The 23,725-nt window shown below is 51.7% G+C and carries 25 protein-coding genes; 21 read left to right on the forward strand and 4 right to left on the reverse strand.

What is annotated here, in order from left to right; all coding sequences use genetic code 11:
- Window positions 1–2 precede the first annotated feature (2 nt).
- Window positions 3–1,001: a DnaJ C-terminal domain-containing protein gene (locus tag WCI03_09045; protein MEI8140000.1), complete on the reverse strand. Its 999-nt coding sequence runs from the start codon at window positions 999–1,001 to the stop codon at window positions 3–5.
- Between the two features lie 208 nt (window positions 1,002–1,209).
- Between WCI03_09045 and WCI03_09050 the strand changes: the two genes are divergently transcribed.
- The 7 genes from WCI03_09050 to WCI03_09080 all read left to right on the forward strand — a co-directional run bounded on the left by WCI03_09050 (window position 1,210) and on the right by WCI03_09080 (window position 6,262).
- Window positions 1,210–1,473, forward strand: coding sequence for a hypothetical protein (locus WCI03_09050; protein MEI8140001.1), 264 nt, complete (start codon window positions 1,210–1,212; stop codon window positions 1,471–1,473).
- Between the two features lie 156 nt (window positions 1,474–1,629).
- Window positions 1,630–2,184 carry a Gfo/Idh/MocA family oxidoreductase gene (locus tag WCI03_09055; protein MEI8140002.1) on the forward strand — a complete coding sequence of 185 codons (555 nt, stop codon included), beginning with the start codon at window positions 1,630–1,632 and terminating at the stop codon, window positions 2,182–2,184.
- Between the two features lie 58 nt (window positions 2,185–2,242).
- Entirely contained in the window at window positions 2,243–2,866 is a 624-nt protein-coding gene (locus WCI03_09060; protein MEI8140003.1) for a superoxide dismutase, read from the forward strand.
- Window positions 2,866–4,716, forward strand: coding sequence for a glycoside hydrolase family 20 zincin-like fold domain-containing protein (locus WCI03_09065; GenBank protein MEI8140004.1), 1,851 nt, complete (start codon window positions 2,866–2,868; stop codon window positions 4,714–4,716). Before WCI03_09060 ends, WCI03_09065 begins: the two co-directional genes overlap by 1 nt.
- Entirely contained in the window at window positions 4,713–5,033 is a 321-nt protein-coding gene (locus tag WCI03_09070) for a cupin domain-containing protein (protein MEI8140005.1), read from the forward strand. The genes WCI03_09065 and WCI03_09070 overlap by 4 nt, the downstream gene beginning before the upstream one ends.
- 48 nt (window positions 5,034–5,081) lie before the next feature.
- Entirely contained in the window at window positions 5,082–5,531 is a 450-nt protein-coding gene (locus WCI03_09075; GenBank protein ID MEI8140006.1) for a GatB/YqeY domain-containing protein, read from the forward strand.
- A 50-nt stretch (window positions 5,532–5,581) separates the two neighbouring features.
- Window positions 5,582–6,262 carry a hypothetical protein gene (locus tag WCI03_09080; protein MEI8140007.1) on the forward strand — a complete coding sequence of 227 codons (681 nt, stop codon included), beginning with the start codon at window positions 5,582–5,584 and terminating at the stop codon, window positions 6,260–6,262.
- 65 nt (window positions 6,263–6,327) lie between these two features.
- Here the strand turns inward: WCI03_09080 and WCI03_09085 are convergent, their stop codons facing one another.
- Window positions 6,328–8,157 carry an ATP-binding cassette domain-containing protein gene (locus tag WCI03_09085; protein MEI8140008.1) on the reverse strand — a complete coding sequence of 610 codons (1,830 nt, stop codon included), beginning with the start codon at window positions 8,155–8,157 and terminating at the stop codon, window positions 6,328–6,330.
- 222 nt (window positions 8,158–8,379) lie between these two features.
- Here WCI03_09085 and WCI03_09090 point away from each other — a divergent pair, with 222 nt between their 5' ends.
- From WCI03_09090 to WCI03_09130, 9 genes are all read left to right on the forward strand, one after another.
- On the forward strand, window positions 8,380–8,637 hold the full coding sequence (locus WCI03_09090) for a hypothetical protein (GenBank protein ID MEI8140009.1): 258 nt from the start codon (window positions 8,380–8,382) through the stop codon (window positions 8,635–8,637).
- A gap of 12 nt (window positions 8,638–8,649) precedes the next feature.
- Window positions 8,650–9,087: a YcgN family cysteine cluster protein gene (locus WCI03_09095; protein MEI8140010.1), complete on the forward strand. Its 438-nt coding sequence runs from the start codon at window positions 8,650–8,652 to the stop codon at window positions 9,085–9,087.
- Complete coding sequence (locus tag WCI03_09100; GenBank protein MEI8140011.1) at window positions 9,080–9,790, forward strand: VTT domain-containing protein; 711 nt, start codon at window positions 9,080–9,082, stop codon at window positions 9,788–9,790. Before WCI03_09095 ends, WCI03_09100 begins: the two co-directional genes overlap by 8 nt.
- Window positions 9,791–9,988: 198 nt before the next feature.
- Window positions 9,989–10,396, forward strand: a complete 408-nt coding sequence (locus WCI03_09105) for a PilZ domain-containing protein (protein ID MEI8140012.1) — start codon at window positions 9,989–9,991, stop codon at window positions 10,394–10,396.
- A 25-nt stretch (window positions 10,397–10,421) separates the two neighbouring features.
- On the forward strand, window positions 10,422–11,114 hold the full coding sequence (locus WCI03_09110) for a response regulator (protein MEI8140013.1): 693 nt from the start codon (window positions 10,422–10,424) through the stop codon (window positions 11,112–11,114).
- A 49-nt stretch (window positions 11,115–11,163) separates the two neighbouring features.
- The gene (locus tag WCI03_09115; GenBank protein MEI8140014.1) at window positions 11,164–12,465 is read left to right on the forward strand and encodes a thymidine phosphorylase; all 1,302 of its coding nucleotides are present in this window, start codon (window positions 11,164–11,166) and stop codon (window positions 12,463–12,465) included.
- Between the two features lie 4 nt (window positions 12,466–12,469).
- Window positions 12,470–13,294, forward strand: a complete 825-nt coding sequence (locus WCI03_09120) for a purine-nucleoside phosphorylase (GenBank protein ID MEI8140015.1) — start codon at window positions 12,470–12,472, stop codon at window positions 13,292–13,294.
- Entirely contained in the window at window positions 13,291–13,707 is a 417-nt protein-coding gene (locus tag WCI03_09125) for a cytidine deaminase (protein MEI8140016.1), read from the forward strand. Before WCI03_09120 ends, WCI03_09125 begins: the two co-directional genes overlap by 4 nt.
- A complete protein-coding gene (locus tag WCI03_09130) occupies window positions 13,704–15,041 on the forward strand; it encodes a CCA tRNA nucleotidyltransferase (protein ID MEI8140017.1) in 1,338 nt (445 codons plus the stop codon). Before WCI03_09125 ends, WCI03_09130 begins: the two co-directional genes overlap by 4 nt.
- Before the next feature lie 84 nt (window positions 15,042–15,125).
- Here the strand turns inward: WCI03_09130 and WCI03_09135 are convergent, their stop codons facing one another.
- Window positions 15,126–15,368, reverse strand: a complete 243-nt coding sequence (locus tag WCI03_09135) for a hypothetical protein (protein MEI8140018.1) — start codon at window positions 15,366–15,368, stop codon at window positions 15,126–15,128.
- 164 nt (window positions 15,369–15,532) lie between these two features.
- Between WCI03_09135 and WCI03_09140 the strand changes: the two genes are divergently transcribed.
- Entirely contained in the window at window positions 15,533–16,438 is a 906-nt protein-coding gene (locus WCI03_09140; protein MEI8140019.1) for a nucleotidyltransferase, read from the forward strand.
- A 4-nt stretch (window positions 16,439–16,442) separates the two neighbouring features.
- Here the strand turns inward: WCI03_09140 and WCI03_09145 are convergent, their stop codons facing one another.
- On the reverse strand, window positions 16,443–18,158 hold the full coding sequence (locus WCI03_09145; GenBank protein MEI8140020.1) for a SpoIIE family protein phosphatase: 1,716 nt from the start codon (window positions 18,156–18,158) through the stop codon (window positions 16,443–16,445).
- A 388-nt stretch (window positions 18,159–18,546) separates the two neighbouring features.
- On the opposite strand from WCI03_09145, the gene nifU reads away from it, so the two are divergent.
- From nifU to WCI03_09165, 4 genes are all read left to right on the forward strand, one after another.
- Complete coding sequence (gene nifU / locus WCI03_09150) at window positions 18,547–19,401, forward strand: Fe-S cluster assembly protein NifU (GenBank protein ID MEI8140021.1); 855 nt, start codon at window positions 18,547–18,549, stop codon at window positions 19,399–19,401.
- Window positions 19,398–20,555 (forward strand): cysteine desulfurase NifS, encoded by a 1,158-nt coding sequence (nifS, locus tag WCI03_09155; protein ID MEI8140022.1) that lies wholly within the window; start codon window positions 19,398–19,400, stop codon window positions 20,553–20,555. The genes nifU and nifS overlap by 4 nt, the downstream gene beginning before the upstream one ends.
- Before the next feature lie 191 nt (window positions 20,556–20,746).
- A complete protein-coding gene (locus WCI03_09160; protein MEI8140023.1) occupies window positions 20,747–21,811 on the forward strand; it encodes a PilT/PilU family type 4a pilus ATPase in 1,065 nt (354 codons plus the stop codon).
- Between the two features lie 20 nt (window positions 21,812–21,831).
- Window positions 21,832–23,490: a secretin and TonB N-terminal domain-containing protein gene (locus WCI03_09165; GenBank protein MEI8140024.1), complete on the forward strand. Its 1,659-nt coding sequence runs from the start codon at window positions 21,832–21,834 to the stop codon at window positions 23,488–23,490.
- The last annotated feature ends 235 nt before the right edge of the window (window positions 23,491–23,725 follow it).

Raw genomic sequence — 23,725 nt, forward strand, 5'->3', positions numbered from 1 at the left:
ATTTATCCTCTTGGTTTGAACGGGGAGACTTGGGCGAGTTCCTCGAAAAGGGCTTTCTCACGGGCCGACATTTGTTTAGGAACGACGATCCGTATGACGGCAACGAGGTCACCGGGTTCCACACCTCGCTTCTGGGGCATTCCCTTTCCTCGAAGGCGGAGCCGTTGTCCTGATTCGGTGCCAGATGGAATGGTGATGAAAGCCTGCCCTTGTAGTGTTGGAATCCCGACTTTGGCCCCAAGTGCTGCTTCCCAAGGAGCCAGCAGGCAATCGATCTCAAGATTGTTTCCGTCCACCCTAAAGATGGGATGCGGAGCAATGTGGATAGTCAAATAGAGGTCACCTGCGGTACCGCCCCCCACGCCGGGACCACCTTGTCCGGCCAGGCGGATCCGAGCCCCCTCACTGATTCCGGGCGGGATTTTAACCTGATAGGTCTTAGTCTGGGTGTGGGTTCTCGCACGGGGATCCTGATTGGCGATTTGCAGGCTGATACTTTTTGTGCTGCCGTGGCAGGCTTCTTCCAGTGAGATCGAGATCTCCGCCTCGTGATCCTGTCCCTGGGGCGGTGAAAAGTCTTCTCCGGCACCCCACATATTTGATGGGGCCCCACGTGACCCACGACCACCGGGATTCTGGCCGAACAGCATTTCGAAGAAATCACTGAATTCGCCCATGTCCTGACTCTTGAAGCCACGCCCTCCTCCAGAGGCGCCGCGGAAATCAAAGGGGCTGCCGCCACCGAAATCGGTGGGGGGGCGGAAATCCTGACCCGCTTGCCAGTTTCTTCCCAATTGATCGTAGCGACTCCTTTTTTCTGGATCGCTCAAAACTTCATAGGCCTCGCCGATTTCCTTGAATCGGGCTTCGGCGCCGGCATTTTTATTCAAGTCGGGGTGATATTTACGCGCCAACTTGCGGTATGTTTTTTTTATATCGTCAGCGCTTGAAGTGCGGGGAATGCTGAGAATTTCGTAGTAGTCTTTAAATTTTACACTCATATGGGTTCAATGACATCAGCTTTGGATTGTTAGGCTGCAATGGCTTCAATGTTGCCGATTGGTGCCGGCGATGTCAAGACCCCCGAGAAGGCCCCCGAGAAGGCCCTCATGTTGAAGTATTTGTCTTTAATGATGGGTGCGAATCAGTAAAGATCTGCGGCGATTTTTAGATCCAGTAAAACGGGGGTAAGTCATCAAGGAGATATGAATGAGTATTTTTGAGGCGGGAATGCTTTTGTGTTTTGGGGCGAGCTGGCCATTTTCTGTTTATAAAACCTGGAAGGCAAAAACCAACAAGGGTAAGAGTCTGATTTTTTTGTGGCTCGTATTGATCGGCTATGGCTGCGGTATTATCCATAAATTGCTGTACAGCCGTGATCTGGTCATTGCCATCTATCTGTTGAACGCCACTCTCGTTCTGGTTGATATCGTGCTTTGCACAATTTATCTTCGGCGGGGAAAAGTCAGTTAGAGTAGTGGCCCTCGCCCGAGATGCGAGATGACTCTTTGGGCGCCCATGCTTGGTCTGATTCATTTACTTGCTGATTATATAAAAACAAACATAATACGCGGCTGATGGTTTTTGAGAGCAATCAGGGAATTATATAAATTGTAAGGAGTTTATTATATGGCGAACAGTGCAGTATCAACCGAATCTTTTGGCAGCGAAAAGAAAGTCGAGCATAAGGGCCGGAAATTGAAAGTAGCCGTCGTTGGGTGCGGTGGTATTTCTGAATTACACCTGAGAACTTTTGCCAACATGCCGGAAGTCGAAATTGTGGCGGGCGTAGATATCAAGCCTGAGCGTCTGGCGGTGATGCAGGAAAAGTTCGGCATCAAAAAATTGTACAAAGACTGGAAGGTCATGCTGAAGGAAGTCAAGCCGGATGCCGTGGATGTCTGTACGCCCAATGGTGTGCATGCCCAGGCTGCGATTGATGCCTCCAATGCCGGTTGTCACGTTATCACCGAAAAGCCCATGGCCATGACTCCTGCGGAATGCGTCAAGATGATCGCGGCGGCCAAGAAGGCTGGCAAGTTGCTCGTGACCGGTTTCCAATACCGCTATCACCCTGTCACCCAGATGATCAAGCGTTTCCGTGATGAAGGCCAGTTCGGCAATATCATGTTTGTGAAATGTCAGGCGCTGCGTCGTCGTGGTATTCCCAACTGGGGCGTATAATAATTCTGAACAGGCGGTCAATATGCGACGTCAGATATTGTGTGGTGTGGGGGTTGGGATGTTGGTGGCCTGTAACGGGTGGGGTGCATTTCAGTTGCCGCCCCTGCCTTATCCCGAGAATGCGCTGGAACCCTCCATTTCGGCTCGAACGATGAGTTTCCATTATGGCAAACACCATAAGGGCTATGTGGATGCCTTGAATAAACTGATCGCGGTTTCGGAATTGGAGTCTATGCCCCTGGAAGAGATCATCAAGGTGACCACGAACTCCAAGGACAAGGATGGGCCTGCGGTTTTTAATAATGCCGCACAAATTTGGAACCACACATTCTTTTGGAACAGTATGAAGCCGAATGGTGGGGGTAAGCCATCAGGGGTATTGCTGGAAAAGATCGAAAAATCTTTCGGGAGCTTTGAGAAATTCCAGGAGGCCTTTTCCGCGGCAGCATTAAGTCAGTTTGGCAGTGGATGGGTGTGGTTGGTGATGGAGGGGGATGGCCTGCAGGTCATCAAGACGTCCAATGCGGATACTCCTTTGGCGCATGGGCAGAAGGCGCTGTTGTGTTGTGATGTCTGGGAACACGCTTATTATCTCGATTATCAGAATCGCCGCAAAGATTTTGTGGCGGTATTTTTGGAAAAACTCGTGAACTGGGACTTTGCCGCCGCGCAATTAAAGTAATGAATACCCTTGAGCGTTGGAACCTGCTACCGCAGCCTCGATCGATGGTGTTGAGTGGCGGGGAATTGTTGATTAGCAGTGTGCACAGGATTCTGCCTAGGGGTGACTCCCCGGAGTTGCTTCGGGTGGCTACCTATCTTCAGGCAGGTGCTAAACGCTGTGTGGCATCGAACTGGAAGGTGGAAGAGAGCTCAGGGGACGGAGGGGCCGGGGTCGTCGAGATGACCGTGATTCCGGCTGCTGTACTCCAGCCGCAGGGGTATCGGTTGGACATCCTGGCAGATCGTGTGCAAGTATCGGCGCATGATCCGGCGGGTTTGTTTTATGGGGTTGTGACGTTGGTGCAGCTATTGAGCCAGACTCAGGGCACACTGCCCTGTGGGGTCATTGAAGATTATCCTGATTTTCCGGTGCGTGGGGTCATGCTGGATATCAGTCGGAACAAAGTTCCAACGATGGCGACGCTGTTTGAACTGATTGATAAGTTCGCCTCGTGGAAACTCAATCATCTCGAGCTTTACACAGAGCACACCTTTGCGTATCGGAATCATCAGGATGTTTGGGCGGATGCCAGTCCGATGACCGCTGAGGAAATCCGGCGTCTTGATGTATATTGCCGGGAACGCTTTATTGACCTGGTCCCCAATCAAAACTCCTTCGGACATCTGACCCGGTGGCTGACGAAACCTGCCTATCAGGAGCTTGCGGAAAGTCCGAATGGGGGGGATACGCCGTGGGGTACGCATAACCCCCTGCCGAATAGTCTGAATCCTGTGGACCCTCGAAGCCTGGCGTTGCTAAGGGAGTTGTATGACGAATTATTGCCAAACTTCAGCAGTCAAAAATTCAATGTTGGTTGTGATGAAACCTGGGATCTGGGGCAGGGGAAATGCAAAGCCTTGTGTGAGCAGCGGGGGAATGGGCGTGTCTATCTCGACTTCCTGCTGAAACTCCATCAGTTAGTCAAAGGACATGGCAAAACCATGCATTTCTGGGGGGACATCATTATTAAGCATCCTGAGCTTGTGGCGGAGTTGCCCGGGGATGTTGTGGTGTTGGAGTGGGGGTATGAGGCGGATCACCCCTTTGATGAGCATGGTGCAAAATTTGCCGCTGCGGGGTTGCCCTTTTATGTGTGTCCAGGAACCTCCTCGTGGAATAGCATTGCGGGACGTACTGAAAATGGCATAACCAATCTGCGGGCGGCGGCGGAGAACGGGTTGAAACATGGAGCCACGGGGTACCTGATCACCGACTGGGGTGATAACGGGCATTGGCAGTATCTGCCGGTGAGTTATCTGGGTTTTATGGCTGGCGCGGCGATGGCCTGGAATGTGGCGGGGAATAGCGAACGCAATTGGCCGTCTGTTCTTGATACTCATGTTTTTTACGATAGGGCAGGAGTGATGGGACGGATTGCCTATGATCTGGGGAATGCATACCTGAAATGTGGCCATTTGCAGGGGAACGCTTCGATGTTGTTTAAGCTCCTGCATGAGGCGCTGGATATGACGATTCCGGAGACAGTCACGGAAGTCTCGTTACGGGCTACCCAGGAGGCCATTACCGAGGTTATGAGCAGTCTTGCCGGGGCGTCGATGAAATGCCAAGATGCGAACTTGGTTGCAGATGAATTTCAGAACACGGCCCGGATGCTTTTGCATGCCTGTGACCGCGGGCTTATGCGTCGTTGTGAGAACACGGAGAATGCCGAAGTACTTCATCAACTGGGCTCAGATATGAATCTTATCATCAGTGAGCATCGGCGATTGTGGTTGGCCCGCAACCGCCCTGGCGGATTGCCGGATAGTGAACGTGTATTCAGACAGCGAGAGAAGGAGTATTTATGAAGAAAAATCTATTGAAAAATATTCCCCACTCGATGCCTGAAGAATTGATTGAGGTGCTTTGTCAGTCCGGTGAAATGTGGGTGGAACGAATCGTATCCCGAGGACATAGTTCACCAGAGGGGTTCTGGTATGATCAGGAAGATCATGAGTTTCTTGTTCTGATCAAAGGGCGGGCCTGTCTGAAGTTTGAGGGACGGGCAGAGCCGATGGTGTTGGAACCCGGGGATTGGACGAATATCAAAGCCCATGTCCGGCATCGTGTGGAGTGGACCTCTCCGGATGAGGATACTGTTTGGCTGGCGGTATGTTATCAGTGAGATATGAGACGTGTGAGATGTGAGACGTGTGAGATGAGAGGAAAAATTATGGGATCACCTTTGTTGGATGCGTTGTTGGCGGATGTGAAGACGGCGATGAAATCGCAAAATCAGGGGCTGTTGTCAGCCTTGAGAATGCTGCATTCCCAAGTTAAGGATGCTACGGTAAATGTGGGGAAGGAGCCATCCGATGAGATGGTGGCGACCATCGTTGCCAAGGCTATCAAGCAGCGCCAGGACTCGGTTGAGCAATACCGAGCCGCTGCACGGCAGGATTTGGCAGATAAAGAGCAACAGGAAATCGAATGGTTCCGTAAATATCAGCCGCAGCAGCTTGGGCAGGCAGAAATTGAAGCGTTGGTGAAGGCCATCATTGCCGAGACCGGTGCCAGTGGGAAGAAGGATTTAGGAAAGGTGATGCAGGCGCTGATGCCCAAGGTAAAGGGCCGTTCTGATGGCAAGCTTGTCAATCAGGTGGTTCTGGCCGAGTTGGGTTGAGCGCCGGGAGTTGTGATCCCAAAGTCGGAAGACAGGATTCAGGAGTCAGAATGAAAGCGTTATGCGTTTTAGTTGTCTCAGCGGTACTGGGGAGCTTATGCGCTTTCGGGGCTGATGTCTCGCCAGGGGTGGTGAAGGGCGAAACATTTGAGCAGGTCGTTCAGAAGTTGGGAGTTCCGAAAGGGAAGGCTCAAGGGGGGCATCGTACGACATATTACTATGACCGTGGGACGGTAGACTTTCTGACTGGCCGGGTTGAGCGGGTGTTTCTGATTACGGCGCAAGCGGCGAAGGAAAAAATTGCGGAGCGGGAAAAGGCTGAAGAGAACAGTCGTCGACAGGCTGAGGCTGAACGAGTCCGGATTATGACTGCCGGTAAGGCCCAGCGTGAGAAAATGCTTGGAGATAAAACTTTTATGACCTCTTCGCCCGTTGCACAGATTGCCTACTGGGACGATTTCAAGAAGCAGTACCCTGGGGTTGATGTTGGTGCCCCTCTGGCTGACGCGAAAAAGGCGTTGGCCTCAGCCAATGAAAAGGATGAAAAGACCGAGGATTTTATCTCACTAAATAGGCGGGCTGCCGAGATTGAAGGACGGTTTAAGCAGTTGGATCAGGATTATGCGGCCTCGTTGGCAAATTGGAAACGGACTGAAATCGACCAGGAGCGCGCCCGGTTGACCGAGGAACTGGCCGGGATCAAGGCTCGTGTGGCAGAGATGTTGAAGTAGGGGATTGATAACTATTAGTTATTGGGAATTCCAAATAACCTATAATTTGTAACCGATAACTACTGTCAACTATTGGCAATCGCTTCAAGTTTTTCCCACTGCCGATACGCCGCCTGAAGGGCCGAGGCAAGATCCTCGGAACGCTCTGTAACCCGGGTGATTTCCGCTTTGGGTTTCCGGAAAAATGTGGGATCGGCCAGGCAAGCATGCCATTGGGCCTGTTCTTCTTCCATCGCCTCAATACGCCCTGGTAATTCATCGAGTTCTTTTCGTTCGCGGAACGTCAGTTTACGCTGGGGCGGATTCTCCGGTTTGAGAGGGGGCGGTTTAGCGGCAGGCTCTTCATCCGGGGGCAGTAACCGCTTGGCGGCCCAGTCATCATAGCCCCCCACATACTCATTTACAAACCAGCCTTCCTCTGGTTTCAGCCAGACGTCATTGCGACCCGGGGGGTGTTTTTCAAAAGCCAGCACGCTGGTGACCACGTTATTCAAAAAGGAGCGGTCATGGCTAACGATAAGGACGGTGCCGGTGTAGGCTGCCAGTTGCTCCTCGAGTAGTTCCAGTGTATCGAGATCCAGATCATTGGTAGGTTCGTCCAGAACGAGTACATTGGAAGGTTGTGCAAAGAGTCTCGCCAGCAAAAGGCGGTTGCGTTCCCCACCGGAAAGAACCGATACAGGTTGTCGGGCACGATCGGGCGTAAATAGGAAATCTTCCAGATATCCCATGACATGGCGTTTGACGCCCTGCAGCATGATGAACTCTTTTCCCTGTGCGATGTTTTCGGCCAGCGATTGGGTTTCATCCAACTGTGCGCGAAGCTGGTCGGAGTAGGCAATTTGCAGGTTAGTGCCATGCGTAATTTTTCCCGATAGTGGGGTCAGGCCAGTTCCACTTGGTTCAAGCAACAGGCGCAGTAAGGTGGTTTTTCCGCACCCGTTAGGGCCGAGGATCCCAATCCGGTCACCCCGGGTGATGACTTCGGAAAAGTCGTGAATCAAAGCGCGGTTACCGTACCCGAAAACAACCGACTCGGCCTTCAATACAATTTGGCCGGTACGATCCGCCTCCTGAATCGCCATTTGGACAGCTCCTGAACGTTCACGGCGTTGCCGGCGATCAGCGCGAAGGGCCTCCAGGGCTCTCACACGACCCTGATTCCGGACCGTTCGTGCTTTGACGCCGCGGCGGCGCCAAGCCTCTTCTTTCTCGAGTCGTTTATCGTTCCGCTCCCATAGCAGGGCTTCGGCCTGGAGGGTCTCCTCTTTGCGTTTCAAGAAGGTGTCATAATCACAGCGCCAATCGACGAGATGGCCCCGATCCAGTTCAACCACTCGTGAGGCGATGCGCCGGAGAAAGGCCCGGTCATGGGTGATGAAGAGGAACGTCCGGCAATGACGCAGAAGGTAGCCTTCCAGCCAGGCGATGGAGTCGAGATCCAGATGGTTGGTTGGCTCATCCAGAAGTACGACATCCGGTTTTCCGAGCAGAGTACGGGCAAGAAGGACGCGGCGGCGGGTCCCCCCCGAAAGGGTTTCAAAATGGACGTCCGGGTCAACTTGAAGGCGGGTCAGGATTTGCTCGGCCTCAAGAGCGACGCGGTGATTATCCAGTGCATCGGGATCCGGGCAGACGATGTCGAGTACCCGGCCAGTTAAATGGAGGGGTACTTGTTGGGGAAGCCTGTTGACGCGGGTACTGGGAGGTTGGATAACTTTACCCAGGTCCGGCTTGGATTCTCCGGCGAGAATTCTGAGCATGGTGCTTTTCCCGGCGCCGTTAGCGCCCAGTAGGCAAATACGATCTCCGCGCTCAATGTGGAACTCAACATCATCCAGGAGCGGAAGTCCGCCATAACTCACACTGACATCTTTTAAACTTAATAGGGCCATAAGGGGTGGTATCTTTCTTCGGGCGACACTATGGAGATTGTTTGGCGCATTTTCAAGCGCGGTTCTAAGTTCTCTCATAATCTTAATCGTAATCGTAATCATAATCCTCTCTGGGGCCGTAGATTACGATTACGATTACGATTAGGATGTCATTCACAGAGGTCTGGCCTACAACAATGATGATGTGATAGGGTAGAGTTTCTTTGACAGGAGACTTGAATTATGATGCGTCAGATTTGTTGGATTGAAAAAAATGCGGACGGGGTTAAGCGAGATGTGCGGTGGACGGTGGAGCAGGGGAGAGTCAAGTGGCAGTTCAAATTGGCCACGGATGAGCGGTTTGATTACACCACGCCGCCGACACGTGAGGATTGGGAAAACTTCTTGGAGCGGATGGAGGCCCGTTATCAGCGTCGCAATGTCTCTTTTGATGATTTGCAGCTTGCTCGTCTGGCGATGAAAAAGGCGCTGGAGAGTTGATCGTTCAGTATCATGAAAATAGTGAGTGCCAAAACATCTATTCAGCAGCCCCATTTCTGGAGACGGAAAACGCTGGCGGCGATGACACGGGCGGAGTGGGAATCCCTTTGTGACGGGTGTGGTCGGTGCTGTGTGATCAAGTATGAAGATCCCGATACCTTGAAAATCCACTATACCAAATGGGCTTGTCGGCATCTTGATCTCAAAACTTGCCGTTGTTCCTGTTATGGTAATCGGAAAAAGCGCATGCCGGAATGTGTCGATTTGTTCCATTGTACGCCCGAAATGTTGGCCTGGTTGCCCTCGAGTTGTTCTTATCGGCTACTAACGGAGGGGCATGATCTGCCGGTGTGGCACCCGCTGGTTACCGGGAAAGTCACTTCCACTTGCCGGGCCGGAATGTCCGTAAGGGGACATGTCATTCCAGAACCGGACAACCATTATGAATAACAGATTATTGTGGGTAAAAGGTTTAGCTCTCTTGTTTTTTGTGGGTACGGTGGTCTTTGTCACTGTGAAGTATGCCACGCCCCTGACCCGCTTCTTCAGCAATGCAAACCAATTGGGGGAGTATCTGGCCTCCTTCGGGATATGGGGCGCGGCAGTGTTTGTTTTGCTTCAGGCGGTACAGGTAGTGATTGCGCCGATACCCGGGGAAGTAACCCAGTTTGCTGGCGGATTCATTTACGGAACCATTCAGGGAACCCTTTTTTCGATCCTTGGTATTTTGATGGGATCAGTGATGGTATTCGGATTGGGGCGATGGTTTGGGTTGCCGTTATTGAGGGTGATTATGCCCGGGAAAACCTTCCAGAAATTCGAATTTTTATTGAATCATCCGAAGACAGAATTGGTGATTTTGATCTTGTTTCTCATTCCCGGCAGTCCAAAGGACATTCTGACCTACATTGCGGGTCTGACTCCCGTTAAGCCATTGCATTTCTTCATTGCCGCCATGGTGGCCAGATTCCCCGGTATCCTGCTGTCGTCTTACATTGGCGCTCATGTGGAGGCCAAAGCCTACGGTCCCGTCATTGTGGCCACTGTGATCGCTTTGGGTCTGTTTGTAGCTGGGGTACTGTTGCAGGATCGGATTGTACCCATGTTGAAGCATCTTAAAGAAAAGCCAGGAGATCGCAAACTCCGGCCGTAATGTCAGTAATTTTTACAGATTGACGCCTTCTGTGGTTTTCTGGTTCGTTTTGTTCTCGTAAATATCGTCGTAAAATTCTTGCAATCAGTGAGTTGTGATATGTTTATGTTGAGGAATATCCTTGGCATATAAGATGCTACTCTTCACTAGTCGTAGTAGTGGTGCGCATTAAAAGTTTTGCAAACAGAGGCTTGGAGAATGACAACACCTGTCGAAAATCGTACCCATCGGAGGATGGTGATGGAAATTCCTGTAGGGGTCGTTGTCGTTTCAAAGTTCCGGGATTTATTTATTCGGAAACCGCGGATGCAATGTATGATTGAGGATGTTTCGATTCAGGGGATGAAGCTGGCCACGGATCAACCAATACCGGAGGGCGCGGTCGTTAACTTGTGGGTTAATTTACCCGTTAATGGACTTAGTCAGGCCATGAAACTTCGTGGTCGGGTATGTTGGACCAGTACTAAAAGTATCGCAAGTAAGTTCTCTGCGGGTGTTTGTTTGGATGTTCATTTTGGACGGTCTGTGGAGGTGTGGATTCAGGCCGTGCGCGCACGAATCAACGACCATTTCCGAAGTTCAATTCAGCTGGGAGTAACCCCATGATACATAATTAGCAAGGTGAAATTCGATGAAAGCGATGATTCTTGAAGATGATCCTGTGATACGAACTCTGCTGGGGAAAGTATTGAGTTCGGATGGCTATGAAGTGGATTCTTATGATAGTCCGGCTTCCTGTCCTCTGTTAGCTGATGAGTCATGTCCCTGTTCACAGAAGGGAGCATGTCCCGACGTTATTATTTCGGATTATGACATGCCCACGGTCAGTGGGCTTGATTTTTTAGAGCATCTGAAGCGGAAACAATGCAAGTGTAAGAATGTTGCTGTGATTTCTGGCGGCTGGGACGAGGATGAACTTCAGAGTGTTTTGCCTATTGGCTTAAAGGCCTTTGGGAAACCCTTTTCCCGGCGGTTTTGGGCTTGGTTAAGCAGAATAAAAGGCCAGGGCCAGGCACTAAATCGGGCCTATCGACGAAGTTTTGAGCGATTTACCTGCGAATTGCCACTTGAGTTGTATTTCAGTTCTCCAGGCCTTGTTGAGACGGTACATGCTGTCGCCCGGAATATTTCCAAAGGGGGGATGTTGATTGAATGTCAGACGTTTCTTGCCCCCATGACGTCATGTCAGCTCTCCTTTAAAGTACCGGACTGGTTGCCGTTCAAGGTGGGATCAGACAGGATGGTGATGCTGACGGCCCAGGCGCGTCATGCCGACAGGAATTCAGGGATCTATGGCTTGCAATTCTTGGATCAGGTTGCGTGATGTCTGATAAGGGTTTGACAGCGGCAGAGGGTCTCCGTATTGTGCCGATATGCTTCCCCAATGGATTATCGAAAAGAAACGCAACGGTGGAATTCTCTCGGATCAAGAACTGACTGACTTCATTGGAGGTTATGTCAGGGGGGATATTCCTGATTATCAAATGGCTGCTTTGGCCATGGCCATATTCTTCCGGGGGATGACTCCAGAGGAGATTACCTCGTTGACCCGGGTTATGATGCACTCGGGCGACATCGTGGATACATCAAGTATTTTACGGCCCAAGGTGGATAAACACTCTACGGGCGGCATCGGCGACAAGCTTTCTATTCCCCTGGCACCCATTGTGGCGTGTTGCGGCGTTGCTGTTCCGATGATCTCCGGGCGGGGTTTGGGGATTACCGGCGGTACCTTGGATAAATTGGAGTCAATCCCCGGGTATCGTACGGGGTTACAAATCCCTGAATTTATCAATGTTTTACAGTCATGCGGGTGTTCATTGATTGGACAAACTGAACGACTGGTTCCGGCTGATAGGAAGCTTTATGCCTTGCGGGATGTAACCGCGACCGTGCCTTCCATTCCCCTGATTGTCTCCAGTATCATGAGCAAGAAATTGGCTGAAGGGCTTGACGGGCTGGTGCTGGATGTGAAGTGTGGCCGTGGTGCTTTTATGAAAACCCGGGACGAGGCCAGGGCTTTGGCCGAAGCGCTCGTACGGGTTGGTCGTGCGATGGGTAAGCGTGTGACGGCATTAATTACCGCCATGGATCAACCCCTTGGACGTGCTGTTGGTAATTCTTTGGAAATCATGGAGTCAATCGATATTTTGAAAGGGCGGGGGCCTGCGGATAGCACGGAATTGACACTGGCGCTGGCCGCAGAAATGCTTGTTGTGGCCGGCGTGGTCCCGACGCCAGAAGCCGGTTTGGAGGTGGTGCGCCGCAAATGGCAGTCGGGCGAACCTTTTGAAGTGTTTAAAAAAATGGTGCGGCTGCATGGAGGAGATACGGAGTTTTTAGATGATCCTCGTTGTTTCCCGATTGCTAAGATGAAGATTGACTTTACTGCAGTAGAAAAAGGATTTGTACAGGATGTGGATGCTGAGAAAATTGGCCGCGCCAGTTTGTTATTGGGGGCTGGGCGTGCCAAAACGACTGATGCAATCGATTACTCGGCCGGTTTGTCAAATTTGATGAAAATCGGGGAGCCAGTTGTCGCTGGTGCGCCATTGGCAACCTTACATGCGGCCACACAGAACCGCATAGATGCGGCTATGGGACTGGTTCGTGAAGCATTCGTCGTGGGTCCGGCCTCGGTGCCTTCAGGGCCGCTGGTGCTTGAAAGAGTTTGAGCCTATGAATACAGATAAACTCATTGTGGCGGCAGAGAAGCTTCGTGGTGCCTTTCAGGGCTTTCGCCCCAAACTGGCCATCGTTATGGGCTCAGGATGGCGGGAGGTATCGAATGGGTTTACCGTCAAGCAAACCATTGACTATGGGGATATCCCGGAATTGGGCGCGCCTCAGGTGGCGGGCCACGGGGGGCAGCTTTTGTTGGCTGAACAAGCTGGCATCGATCTCTTGATTTTTGCAGGACGTCGCCATTGGTATGAAGGAGTAGGGTGGGAGCCTATCGCTTTTCCTGCCTGTCTCGCTAAAACGCTGGGCGCGTCAGGAATGGTTTTGACCAATAGTGCCGGTGGTATTAGAAAATCGTTTCAGTCCGGAGCGGTGATGGTGATTGATGATCACATTAACCTGATGGGGGTAAATCCGCTCATCGGCCCTCATCATGCGTTTTGGGGAACCCGCTTTCCAGACATGACCTGTATCTATGACAAAAGGTATCGGGACACGCTGGATCAGATCTCGCGGAGTGAGGGAATCCCTTTGGCTCATGGCACTTATTTGGCCGTGACGGGCCCCTCCTATGAAACCCCCTCTGAAATTACGGCCTTCCGGCAATGGGGCGCTGACGCCGTGGGGATGTCCACTGTACCGGAAGCAATTTTGGCTCATGCGGCAGGACTCAAAGTGGTGGGGCTATCTTGTATTACCAATGCGGCGGCAGGTGGCTCGGCGGTGCTTTCACATGATGAAGTTTTGGCGGGGGCACGTGTGGCGATTCCAACGCTGACACGTTTGTTGCAGGAATTTGTGAAAGAGATAGGGCCTTTATGAAGAAACAGATAGGAATGAAGAGGCTATTGCAGGCCGCCCTGAAAGCGGCCCGAATAAGTTATTCTCCTTACTCCCGGTTTCCTGTTGGGGCCGCCTTGTTGACGGCAGCGGGGGATGTATGCGTTGGATGTAATGTTGAAAATGCCTCGTATGGGCTGACACTATGTGCTGAGCGCGTGGCGATAGTGAAGGCCGTTTCAGGGGGAATGCAGAAATTCAAGGCCTTGGCGGTAGTCGGAGGATCAGGCAAAGCGGCTTTGCCCTGCGGGGCATGCTTGCAGGTTCTGGCAGAGTTTTGCAGTCCCGACTTTCAGTTGATCTTGGCCCCGCTGGATGATCTTAATAAAAGTGAGGTATTTTTTCTGGGAGATTTGCTCCCACATGCCTTTGCAATGAGAGAGAAGTCAGAATGACTGCGGTTCCCCTCAATGTCGCCCATGTCGCGGTGCCGGGTGCTATAAAGATTGTACGCACGCTTAAAGCAATGGGCTTCATAGCTTACTGGGCAGGGGGCTGTGTTCGTGATTTGATCATGGGGCGGAGTGCCAAGGATTATGACATCGCCACGAATGCTGTTCCCGACAAAGTGATGGAGTTGTTTCCCGGTGCAGTGGCTGTGGGAAAGTCATTTGGAGTGGTGCGGGTGCCTGTTTGCGGGAACTGGTACGAGGTGGCAACCTTTCGGAAGGATGCCGAATATATGGACGGGCGGCATCCCTCGAGCATCACCTTCTCAGATCCAGAGACAGATGCCCACCGGCGTGATTTCACAGTAAACGCGTTGTTTTATGATCCCCTTGAGCAGCAAGTCATCGATTATGTGGATGGGCGAAGTGATATTGCCAGGGGAGTGATTCGCGCGGTCGGGGTTCCTGCTGATCGCTTTCGTGAAGACCATTTAAGGATGCTGCGAGCGGCACGGTTTGCCGCCACATTAGGGTTTACCATTGAGCCAGCCACTGAGAATGCGATCCGGGGGTCGGCGGTTTGGATAACCTTAATCAGCGCAGAGCGGATTCGTGAAGAGCTCAACCGGCTCCTGGTGGAAGCTAAACAGGCGGGTGATGCGATTATTCTGCTCAGAGATTTAGGTCTTCTACAGATGATTCTGCCCGAGGTGGCGGTCATGGAGGGGGTGGAACAACCGCCGGAATATCATCCCGAAGGTGATGTTTTTCAGCATACGATCATTATGTTGAATGAGATGAAAACAGATGATTATCGGCTGGCCTGGGCGGTGCTGCTACATGATGTCGGGAAGCCGCCTACGGCCCAGTTTAAGGAGGGGCGGTGGCGGTTTGAATGTCATGCTAAGGTGGGGGCGGATGCCGCCCGCGTGATCCTTGAGCGGTTGAAGTTTTCCTGTGATGATCGTGATGTAATATCATTTATGGTGGGAAACCATATGCGTTTCATAGATGTTAAATCCATGCGGCGTGCAACCTTGCGGCGTTTGGTTGGGGCCCCGACTTTTCTATCGGAGATGGAATTGCATCGTCTGGACTGCGCTTCGAGCCATGGGGATTTGGTGAATCATGAATATCTTTTGGAATTCCGGCGTCAGATGGATTCGGAACCAGTGCTCCCTGAACCATGGGTGAATGGGCGTGATATTATCGCTTTGGGAATACCTGAAGGGCCGGAAGTCGGGGTCTGGCGGAAGAAGGCATACGACGCTCAACTCGAAGGTACCGTTGCAGATCGTGAAGCATTGCTCGAGTGGCTAAGGGAAGCCAGTCGCCAGTAAGCAGTAGGCAGTGAGCAGTTGCCAGTAAACAGTGTTCACTGCCTACTGCACACTGCCTACTGCCTACTGCACACTGCCTACTGCCTACTGCACACTGCCTACTGCACACTGACAACTATCACAGAGATTCCAGTCTGAGTGCGAGAGCAGGCCGCTAAGGACCTGCCGTTTCCAGTCTTCGGGTGAATCCGGGGTGGCGAGTTGGGCTAACTTGGGCGGGAGCAGTCCTTCAGCAAAAGGGTCGAAGCCTCCCTCGACAGCCTGCTTCATGACTGAAGCCTTCAGGGTGGTCAGTGTGGTGTGGTTGCTGCAGATATCACAAGGCATAGGTGGCTTTCCTCTTATATTCGCTAATAATCTAACTGTTTCGTTTATATCGTGTTCCTATATTGGGAACAAGAGATAATTCTGCTGGAGGGCGAAGCTTGCCTGAGCCGCGTGGGCAGTTGGGAACTTGCCGATCATGGGGCGCCTAGTGTAGATTTGCACCCATGAGCAAAACATTGGTGATATTGGCGGCGGGGATTGGGAGTCGTTATGGCGGATTGAAACAGATTGAGGCTGTAGGCCCTCATGGTGCCATTGTGATTGAATATTCGGTCTATGATGCCCTTCGTGCTGGCTTTGACCGGGTTGTATGTGTGATTCGGCGCGATATTGAGAAAGATTTTCGCAATCTTGTTTCCTCCCGGTTCGAAAAGAAAATTCCTGTGGATTACGTTTTTCAGGATCTGGCGGATCTGCCGGGTGGTTTTGCCGTGCCTGCCGACCGGAAGAAACCTTGGGGAACGGGCCATGCGGTGCTGGCTTGCCGTGAGGTGGTCAAGTCCCCCTTTGCGGTAATCAATGCTGATGATTTTTATGGAAGCCGTTCTTATAAGGCCCTTGGCGTTTTTCTTGAGGATGTGAAGGCCGATTCCTGTGACTATAGCATGGTGGGATTTACGCTGCGGAATACGTTATCCGAACATGGGCATGTGGCGCGCGGCGTGTGTGAAGTCGATAAGAACGGATTGCTGACGCGGGTGGTGGAGCGTACCCATATTGAGAAAACTGAAAAGGGTGCCCGTTTTAGCGATGGGGATGGCGCGTGCCTTGACTTGACCGGCGATGAAGTGGTCTCGATGAATATGTGGGGGCTGACTCCGTCGCTGTTCGGCCATCTTCAACGTGAGTTTGAAATCTTTCTCAAAACTAATGGTACGAATGCCAAGGCGGAGTTCTTTTTGCCAACAGTGGTGGACGGGCTGATCAAAGCCAGGAAAGCTACGACGAAAGTAATTTCAACTCCGGAGCATTGGTTTGGCGTCACTTATCCTCAAGACAAGGCCGTGGTCGTCGAAGGAATCCGTATCTTGGTGGCAAAGGGCGTTTACCCCGAGAAACTCTGGGAATAAAGGCTCATCCCCCGGGAAACCCGAAGACTTCCGCGACAACCATACAGACGTCGTCATCAAACCCTACGCCTGTGGTAAAGGCTTCGGAGTCAGCGGCCATACTCGCGAGAAGGGTGTCGGGGGATGCAGTCAGATGTTTCCGGGCGCTGGCAAGGAGGCGTTCTTCGCCATATTGCTCGCGACCTTTCCCTTCAGCTTCGGTGATGCCATCCGTATAGATAAGAACTCCATCACCCGTGTGCAGAGGGCGTTCGATGGTGGGGTAGGTATGTTTATCCATTATGCCCAGGGCGGGACCTAAAGGTTCCGGTCTGTCCCGGAGAGGGGATACTGTTTTTTTGAGGCGGTTTATCAGCAATGGATTAGGGTGGCCCGCATCGCTAAACGCAAGGCGCCTTGTATCGAGGTCGAAAAAGACATACGAGGCCGACACAAACATGAATTCCTCGGCATCCTTCATGATGGTCATGAATTCCCTGTTAATGTGTGACATGAAGACGCCTGGGTTGCTGGCGATGGGCCTGAGTTCCTCAACCATACTCCGCATAATCGCGGTGATGAGGGCGGCGCGCATACCGTGTCCCATCACATCACAGGCAAAGACGCCTGCCTGATGGTTGGAGATGGGGAGGATATAGAAGAAGTCGCCGCCCAAGGTGGTGCTGGGGCGGTAGAAATGGTTGAATTTCAGTAGGCTTTGTTCTGGTGCACTGCTGGCAGGGAAGGTGGGAAACTGGCGGGGGAGCAGAGCCAATTGAATCTCTCTGGCCATGTCGAGATCCGCTTCCATCTCCGTATTTCTGATTCGGAGTTGCTCGGCGTATTGTTCACGCTGTGCTTCAGCCAGACGTCGTTCCGTTACATCATTGAACGAGAGGACGATGCCGGTAAATTCGTCATCTGTGTTGAAGTTGGCTGCTGCCGCGGCTTGAACATAAAACAGACTTCCATCCAGACGTTGCGCTTGAACCTCCTGGCACCAGGCTTGTCCTGTGGATACCATCTCCATGATGGTTTTCCCGAGAAGGGGGTTGCTGAACAACTGGGAAAGAGAAAGGGTTTGGGCTTCTTCCTGATTGGCCACGCCCCACATCCGGAGTGCTGCAGGATTGCCGTAGGTGAGTTTGGATTGTAAGTCGGCAATGGCAATACCGCTTCCTGCCAGCTGAATGGCCGTATGCTCGGTACGTAATTGTTCATCTGCCTGCCTGCGCAAGGTGATGTCGCGCACAAAGAAACAAAGATAATCCTGCCCCGACAGGAAGAGACGATTAATTGCTGTTTCTGCCGGGAAAACGGAGCCATCCTTCCTTACAAAAAAAGCCTGAAGCAGAACGAAGCGGGTGGAGGCGAGATTTTCACGGATCATGGGCAAAATGGTCTCGTCGGCACCATAGAGAAGATCGAAAAGTTCCATGCGACAAAGATCGTGATGTTCGTACCCGACAAACTGGCAAAGCCGAACGTTGACATCTACAATGCGTCCCTGATAGTCCGTAATGACGGCGCCGTCATAAACGTTTTGAAGGAGTTGTTGAAAGTCGGAGTCGCCGACAAGGCTGGTATCGGCTTTGGCTTTGGTGATGCGAATGGTAGGGCGCCGCGACGCCGTTGAAAACTTGGAGCCGATCTTATCCGGAAGGATATCCGGCGTTAAATCAATGCGCATCGTTCGGGAACTTTCCCGAGCCGAATCCGCAGCAGGGTTATGCGTATCCATATTAGACGATCTTCTCCGGTTAACTTGTGATTAAAGATAGCACGGTATCCCGTCATGTACAAGCGCCGCATAAGTACTTATCTTAATGGGGGCCGGGTAGATTTACGGGGAAGTGTCATCGATCTTATTTGGAGTGCGGGCTTGACGCCGCTTTCACATGGCTCGGCTTGACGAGCCATATACCGGGATAACGGCGCGTCGAGCCGCGCCTCAGAAAAGCGGCGTCAAGCCGCCGCACTCCAAAAATATCCCACATCCATTGAACTGTTATGCTGGTTTTTGAATGGATACGTAAAAGGTATCATTTGAGTATTGACGACCTACCCTGTTGTAGTGATATAGTTGAACCATATTCGAGTGGGGGCTTAGCCCGAAAGGAATGGACACTATGTGGGACTATACAGGAAAAGTAATGGATCATTTCCGGAATCCCCGGAATGTCGGTGTGATTGAGAATCCTGATGGCATCGGTGAGGTGGGCTCATTGGCCTGTGGAGATGCTTTGAAGTTGATGTTTAAATTGGGGCCAGACGGACGAATTGTGGATGCGAAATTCCAGACCTTTGGTTGCGCCAGCGCCATTGCTTCCTCATCAGCCCTTACAGAGATGATTAAGGGGTTGACTCTGGATGAGGCCGCTAAGGTGACCAATCAGGATATCGCTGATTTCCTGGGGGGGCTGCCAGAGCAGAAGATGCACTGTTCGGTCATGGGGCGCGAAGCTTTGGAAGCGGCCATTGATAATTACAGGATCGGCAAAACCGATAAGAAAATCTTGAGTGGGAAAGTGGTTTGTAACTGCTTTGGTGTTACCGAAGAGGAAATCCAGAGAGTGGTCCGGGAAAATGGACTCTCCACAATTGACCAGGTGACAAACTATACCAAGGCTGGTGGCGGTTGCGGCAAGTGTAAAGGGGATATCGGCAAGATTGTGGATAAAATCGTGCACGAGCGGCTTGATGCGGAGCGTAAAGCAGGGGCTCATACGGCTCCACGGAAAATGACCGTGATCGAAAAAATCCGACTTATAGAACAAACTATTGACCGTGAAATACGTCCTCTTCTGAAGCGAGATGGTGGCGATATTGAGCTGATTGATGTTGAGGGTAATCGGGTCAAGGTGGCTTTGCGCGGTATGTGTGCCGGCTGTCAGGTATCCTCGTTTACGCTGAAAGATGTGGTGGGCGTTAAACTGAAAGAGTTTGTTTCCAGTGATCTAACCGTGGAGGAGGTTCGGGAATGAAAAACGTTTACCTCGATAATAACGCGACAACAGCGGTGGCTCCAGAGGTCATTGAGGCGATGGCGCCTTATTTTAAGGAACATTGGGGCAATCCTTCCAGCATGCACTCCTTTGGTGGACATGTGAAGCAGGCGATTGATGAGGCCCGTCAAAAAGTGGCTGAATTAATTCATGCGGATCCTTCGGAAATTATTTTCACCAGTTGTGGAACCGAGAGTGATAATACAGCTATTCGGGGTGGGGCCGAGGCCGTCGGGAGCCACCTTAACATCATCTGCACAAGAGTGGAGCATCCCGCAGTTTTGGGCCCCTGTCGCTATTTGGGTGAACGTGGACATCGGCTCCATGAAATCAATGTCGATTCTTCAGGGCAATTGGACTTAGTTCAACTGGGCGCTGCGCTCAGGGATGGACCGGCACTGACGAGCGTCATGTGGGCTAATAACGAGACGGGCGTCATTTTCCCCGTTCCCGAGATAAGCGTTATGGTGAAAGCAGCGGGTGGGGTGTTCCATACTGATGCCGTCCAGGCCGTAGGTAAAATCCCGCTTGATGTCAGAAAAGTTCCTGTCGATATGCTTTCACTATCTGGGCATAAACTCCATGCACCTAAGGGAATTGGGGTCTTGTATGTTCGTAAAGGGACGCGGGTTCAACCGTTTATGTTGGGTGGACACCAAGAGGATAACCGCCGGGCAGGGACCGAAAACGTTCCCTACATTGTAGGTCTTGGGTGTGCCGCAGAGTTGGCGCAGCGTCATATGGAGCAAGAGGCCACCGCGGTGTCAGTGTTACGGGATCGGCTGGAAACTGGGCTTTTGGCAACTTGCCCCGACTCCCGTGTGAATGGGGATCGGATTAATCGTCTTCCCAATACTGCGAATATCAGTTTTGAGTATATTGAAGGTGAGTCAATTTTGTACATGATGAGTGATGTCGGCATTGCGGCCTCCTCCGGTTCTGCCTGCACTTCGGGCTCACTCGAGCCGTCCCATGTTTTACGTGCCATGGGGGTGCCTTTTACTGCAGTTCACGGGTCAGTCAGGTTTAGCTTGAGTCGATACACCACCATTGAAGATGTGGATTATACCATAAAGCAATTGCCTCCAATTATCGCAAGACTCAGGGCGATCTCGCCGTTTGTGAAGAAGTAGTCAGGATGTAGCGTTCTTGCCAGCATCAGGGAATCCCTGATGGCTGAATCAGGGATTTCCCGATTGCTTGTATTACCTAACAAGGTTATTCCTCTGTTTATGAGGCAATTTCTGAATTATACCTTGATTATTTCCCTTTGCTTGGCTAAAACAGACACTGTTAGGTGAGTGAATTTCAATAAGGGGCACGCATGAAATTGTTAGAAGAACTCCTTAAGGAGATGTGTGAGCGAAAGGCCTCGGATTTACTATTAACAGTCGGCGCCCCCCCCCAGTTACGCATTAATGGAATGCTTGTTTCTGCAAACCACCCCCCCATGGAAGGATCAGTCATCGAACGAATGGCCTTTAATGTTTTAGGGGAGCGGCGCATGGAGGTTCTGATTGCCCGCAAAAGCGTGGATTTTTCCAAGGGATACGAGGGGCTCAGCCGGTTCCGTTTCAATTTTTACTATCAGAGGGACTCGATTGCGGCTGCTATTCGGGTCATTCCCTTCAAAATTCCTCCTTTTGAGGAATTAGGCCTCCCGGATGCGATTAAAGAATTTGCATTGAGGCCCCATGGCTTAGTGTTGATCACGGGATCGGCGGGGAGCGGAAAGTCTACGACATTGGCGGCTATGCTGGACTATATCAACGATAACCGACGTCTTCATGTCGTCTGTCTTGAAGATCCCATTGAATACTTGCACCACCACAAGTTGAGCGTTATTGACCAGCGAGAGATAGGCGAGGATGCCAATTCGTTCACCGAAGCGCTCCATAGTGTTTTCCGCCAGTCGCCGGACGTGATCATGGTTGGCGAGATGCGCGATTTGGAAACCATCCAATTAGTGTTGAGCTTGGCGGAAACGGGACACCTGATTATGGGGACGCTCCATACGCAGGACACCACCCACGCGATTAACCGTATTGTAGATGTCTTCCCGCCTGCCCAACAGCAGCAGATCTACACACAGCTTTCAATGGTATTGCTGGGAATTGTCTCGCAGCAACTTCTGGTTAACCGGGAAGCAACCCGACGGGTATTGGCGTGCGAGGTTATGAATGTGAATCAGGCGATCCGGAACTTGATCCGGGAGATGCAGGTTCAACAGCTCTACTCGGCGATTCAAACGGGGCGTTCAGAGGGGATGATTACGATGAACGATTCCCTGAAGTCTTTGTATGAGCGTGGTTTGATTGATGCGGGTACGGCAATGAGCCGTTCGCCGAGGCCAAAAGAATTGGCCCGGTTTTTGACATTAAAAGGTTAGGCAAGGAAAGGTTCGGAATTATGAAGGCAAAAGAGAAGAAAATCGGGTCGGGCGTGGAACTTCGTCGAATCGTTCTGGTCGTCCTGGCGGTAAGCTTGACTGGCGGTATGATCGCCTCGGGCCAGGATACGCCGGCAGGTGCCATACCCGCTCAAAATACGAATGTTTCCCTGGTGACCATCAATGTCGACAATGGCCCGATAACTCAGGTCCTGAATGCCTTTTCGCGCCAATCGGGACGGAATATTGTGATCGGCTCCGAGGTAGCGGGTAATGTTACGTTACGGGTGACCGATAAGCCATGGAATGATGCCTTGGATGTGATCCTGAAGCCCTACGGTTACGATTACTATATGGTTGGCGATACCATTATCATTTGCGGGAAAGATAAACTGCCAAAAGACGTGGTGTTGAACAAAGCTGGACCAGGTGCAGCGTTGGTTGTTACTCAGACTCCGAAAGTGGATGAGCCGCTTGAGGTTAAGGTCTTTACCTTGAAATATTTGGATGCGTCGGATGTAGCGGAATTGGTGCAGAGTCAACTCACACCAAATCGGGGTAAGATAGGTAAACTTTTGGCTAGGAGCCAGAGCTGGAAGGAGCAGTCTGCGACATCCGGTGGCCAGAACACAAGTTCAGAGAGCCTTGGCCGGTTGCAGCGTGTGCAGGAAGAGTCCGTACAAGTCAGAGGTAAGACGCTGGTGATTGTGGACACTCGGGAGGTAATCAAAGCTGTGGCGGCGATGCTCGATAAAATTGACAGGATGCCCTCACAGATTCAAATCGAAGCGAAATTCGTTGAGGTTTCGGCTAATTTGCTGAGGGATATTGGTGTGGAATGGGGAACCGGGGCGGATGGTAGCGGGGTAATGCTGGGGACCTCGGGTGCAGGTAGTCTTTATGCGGCAGGTGCGCGCCAATCAAGCAGTGGGGTCAAGCCGGATAGCTTTAAACCTCAGTCCTCCTCCTTGTCTGGCACGTCACCCTTCAATTCCGGATTGTCTCTGGCGTTTCAGAAGTTAACGGATTTGCAGTTTTCAGTTCTGCTGCATCTATTGGAGGAAGATGCCTCCTATAAGATGTTGTCGGCTCCGAAAGTCATGACGATGGACAACCAGGATGCCGTGATTCTTGTTGGCCAGAAACTTCCCATCATCTCTTCTACCATCGGGGCTGGGGATACTCCGGGAACTACGAAGACTACAACAACGCTTGAGCGCTATGAGGACATTGGGATTAAACTTAAGGTGCTCCCTCAGGTGTGTGAGGATAATAATATCAACCTGATTGTTCACCCCTCTGTTCGCGAATTACTTGGCTACCAGTCAGGTAACGCGAGCGCGGGGGCGGAGATATCGGGTGCCGCTTATCCGATTATCGCCGCTCGGGAAGCCGAAACTCAGGTTTTGGTCAAAAGCGGTCAGACGATTGTGATTGGCGGGATGATTCGTGAAAAGAAGCAGAATACCCAGATCAAGGTGCCTTTCCTGGGCAGTATCCCGCTGATCGGGGTATTGTTCCGGCGTGACACTGTGAACACAGAGAAGATTGAACTTCTGATTTTCCTGACGGCGACGATTCGCGACTCGACAGAGGGGTTATCAGTGAAATCAGAGGTAACTGCGCCGCTCATCAAGGTGGAAAAGGCGGATGTTGTCTCGGTGCCTGTGAAGCCGTAGGGGAAATATCCCCTCACCCCAACCCTCTCCCTCAAGGGGAGAGGGAGAAGACGATAGGTTCCCTCTCCCTTGAGGGGAGAGGGTTAGGGTGAGGGTGTGATTCGGATAGGCATTCCCTCTCCCTTGAGGGGAGAGGGTTAGGGTGAGGGTGTGATTCGGATAGGCATTCCCTCTCCCTTGAGGGGAGAGGGTTAGGGTGAGGGTGTGATTCGGATAGGCATTCCCTCTCCCTTGA

The organism is bacterium, from assembly GCA_037143175.1.
GTDB lineage: Bacteria > Verrucomicrobiota > Kiritimatiellia > CAIKKV01 > CAITUY01 > JAABPW01.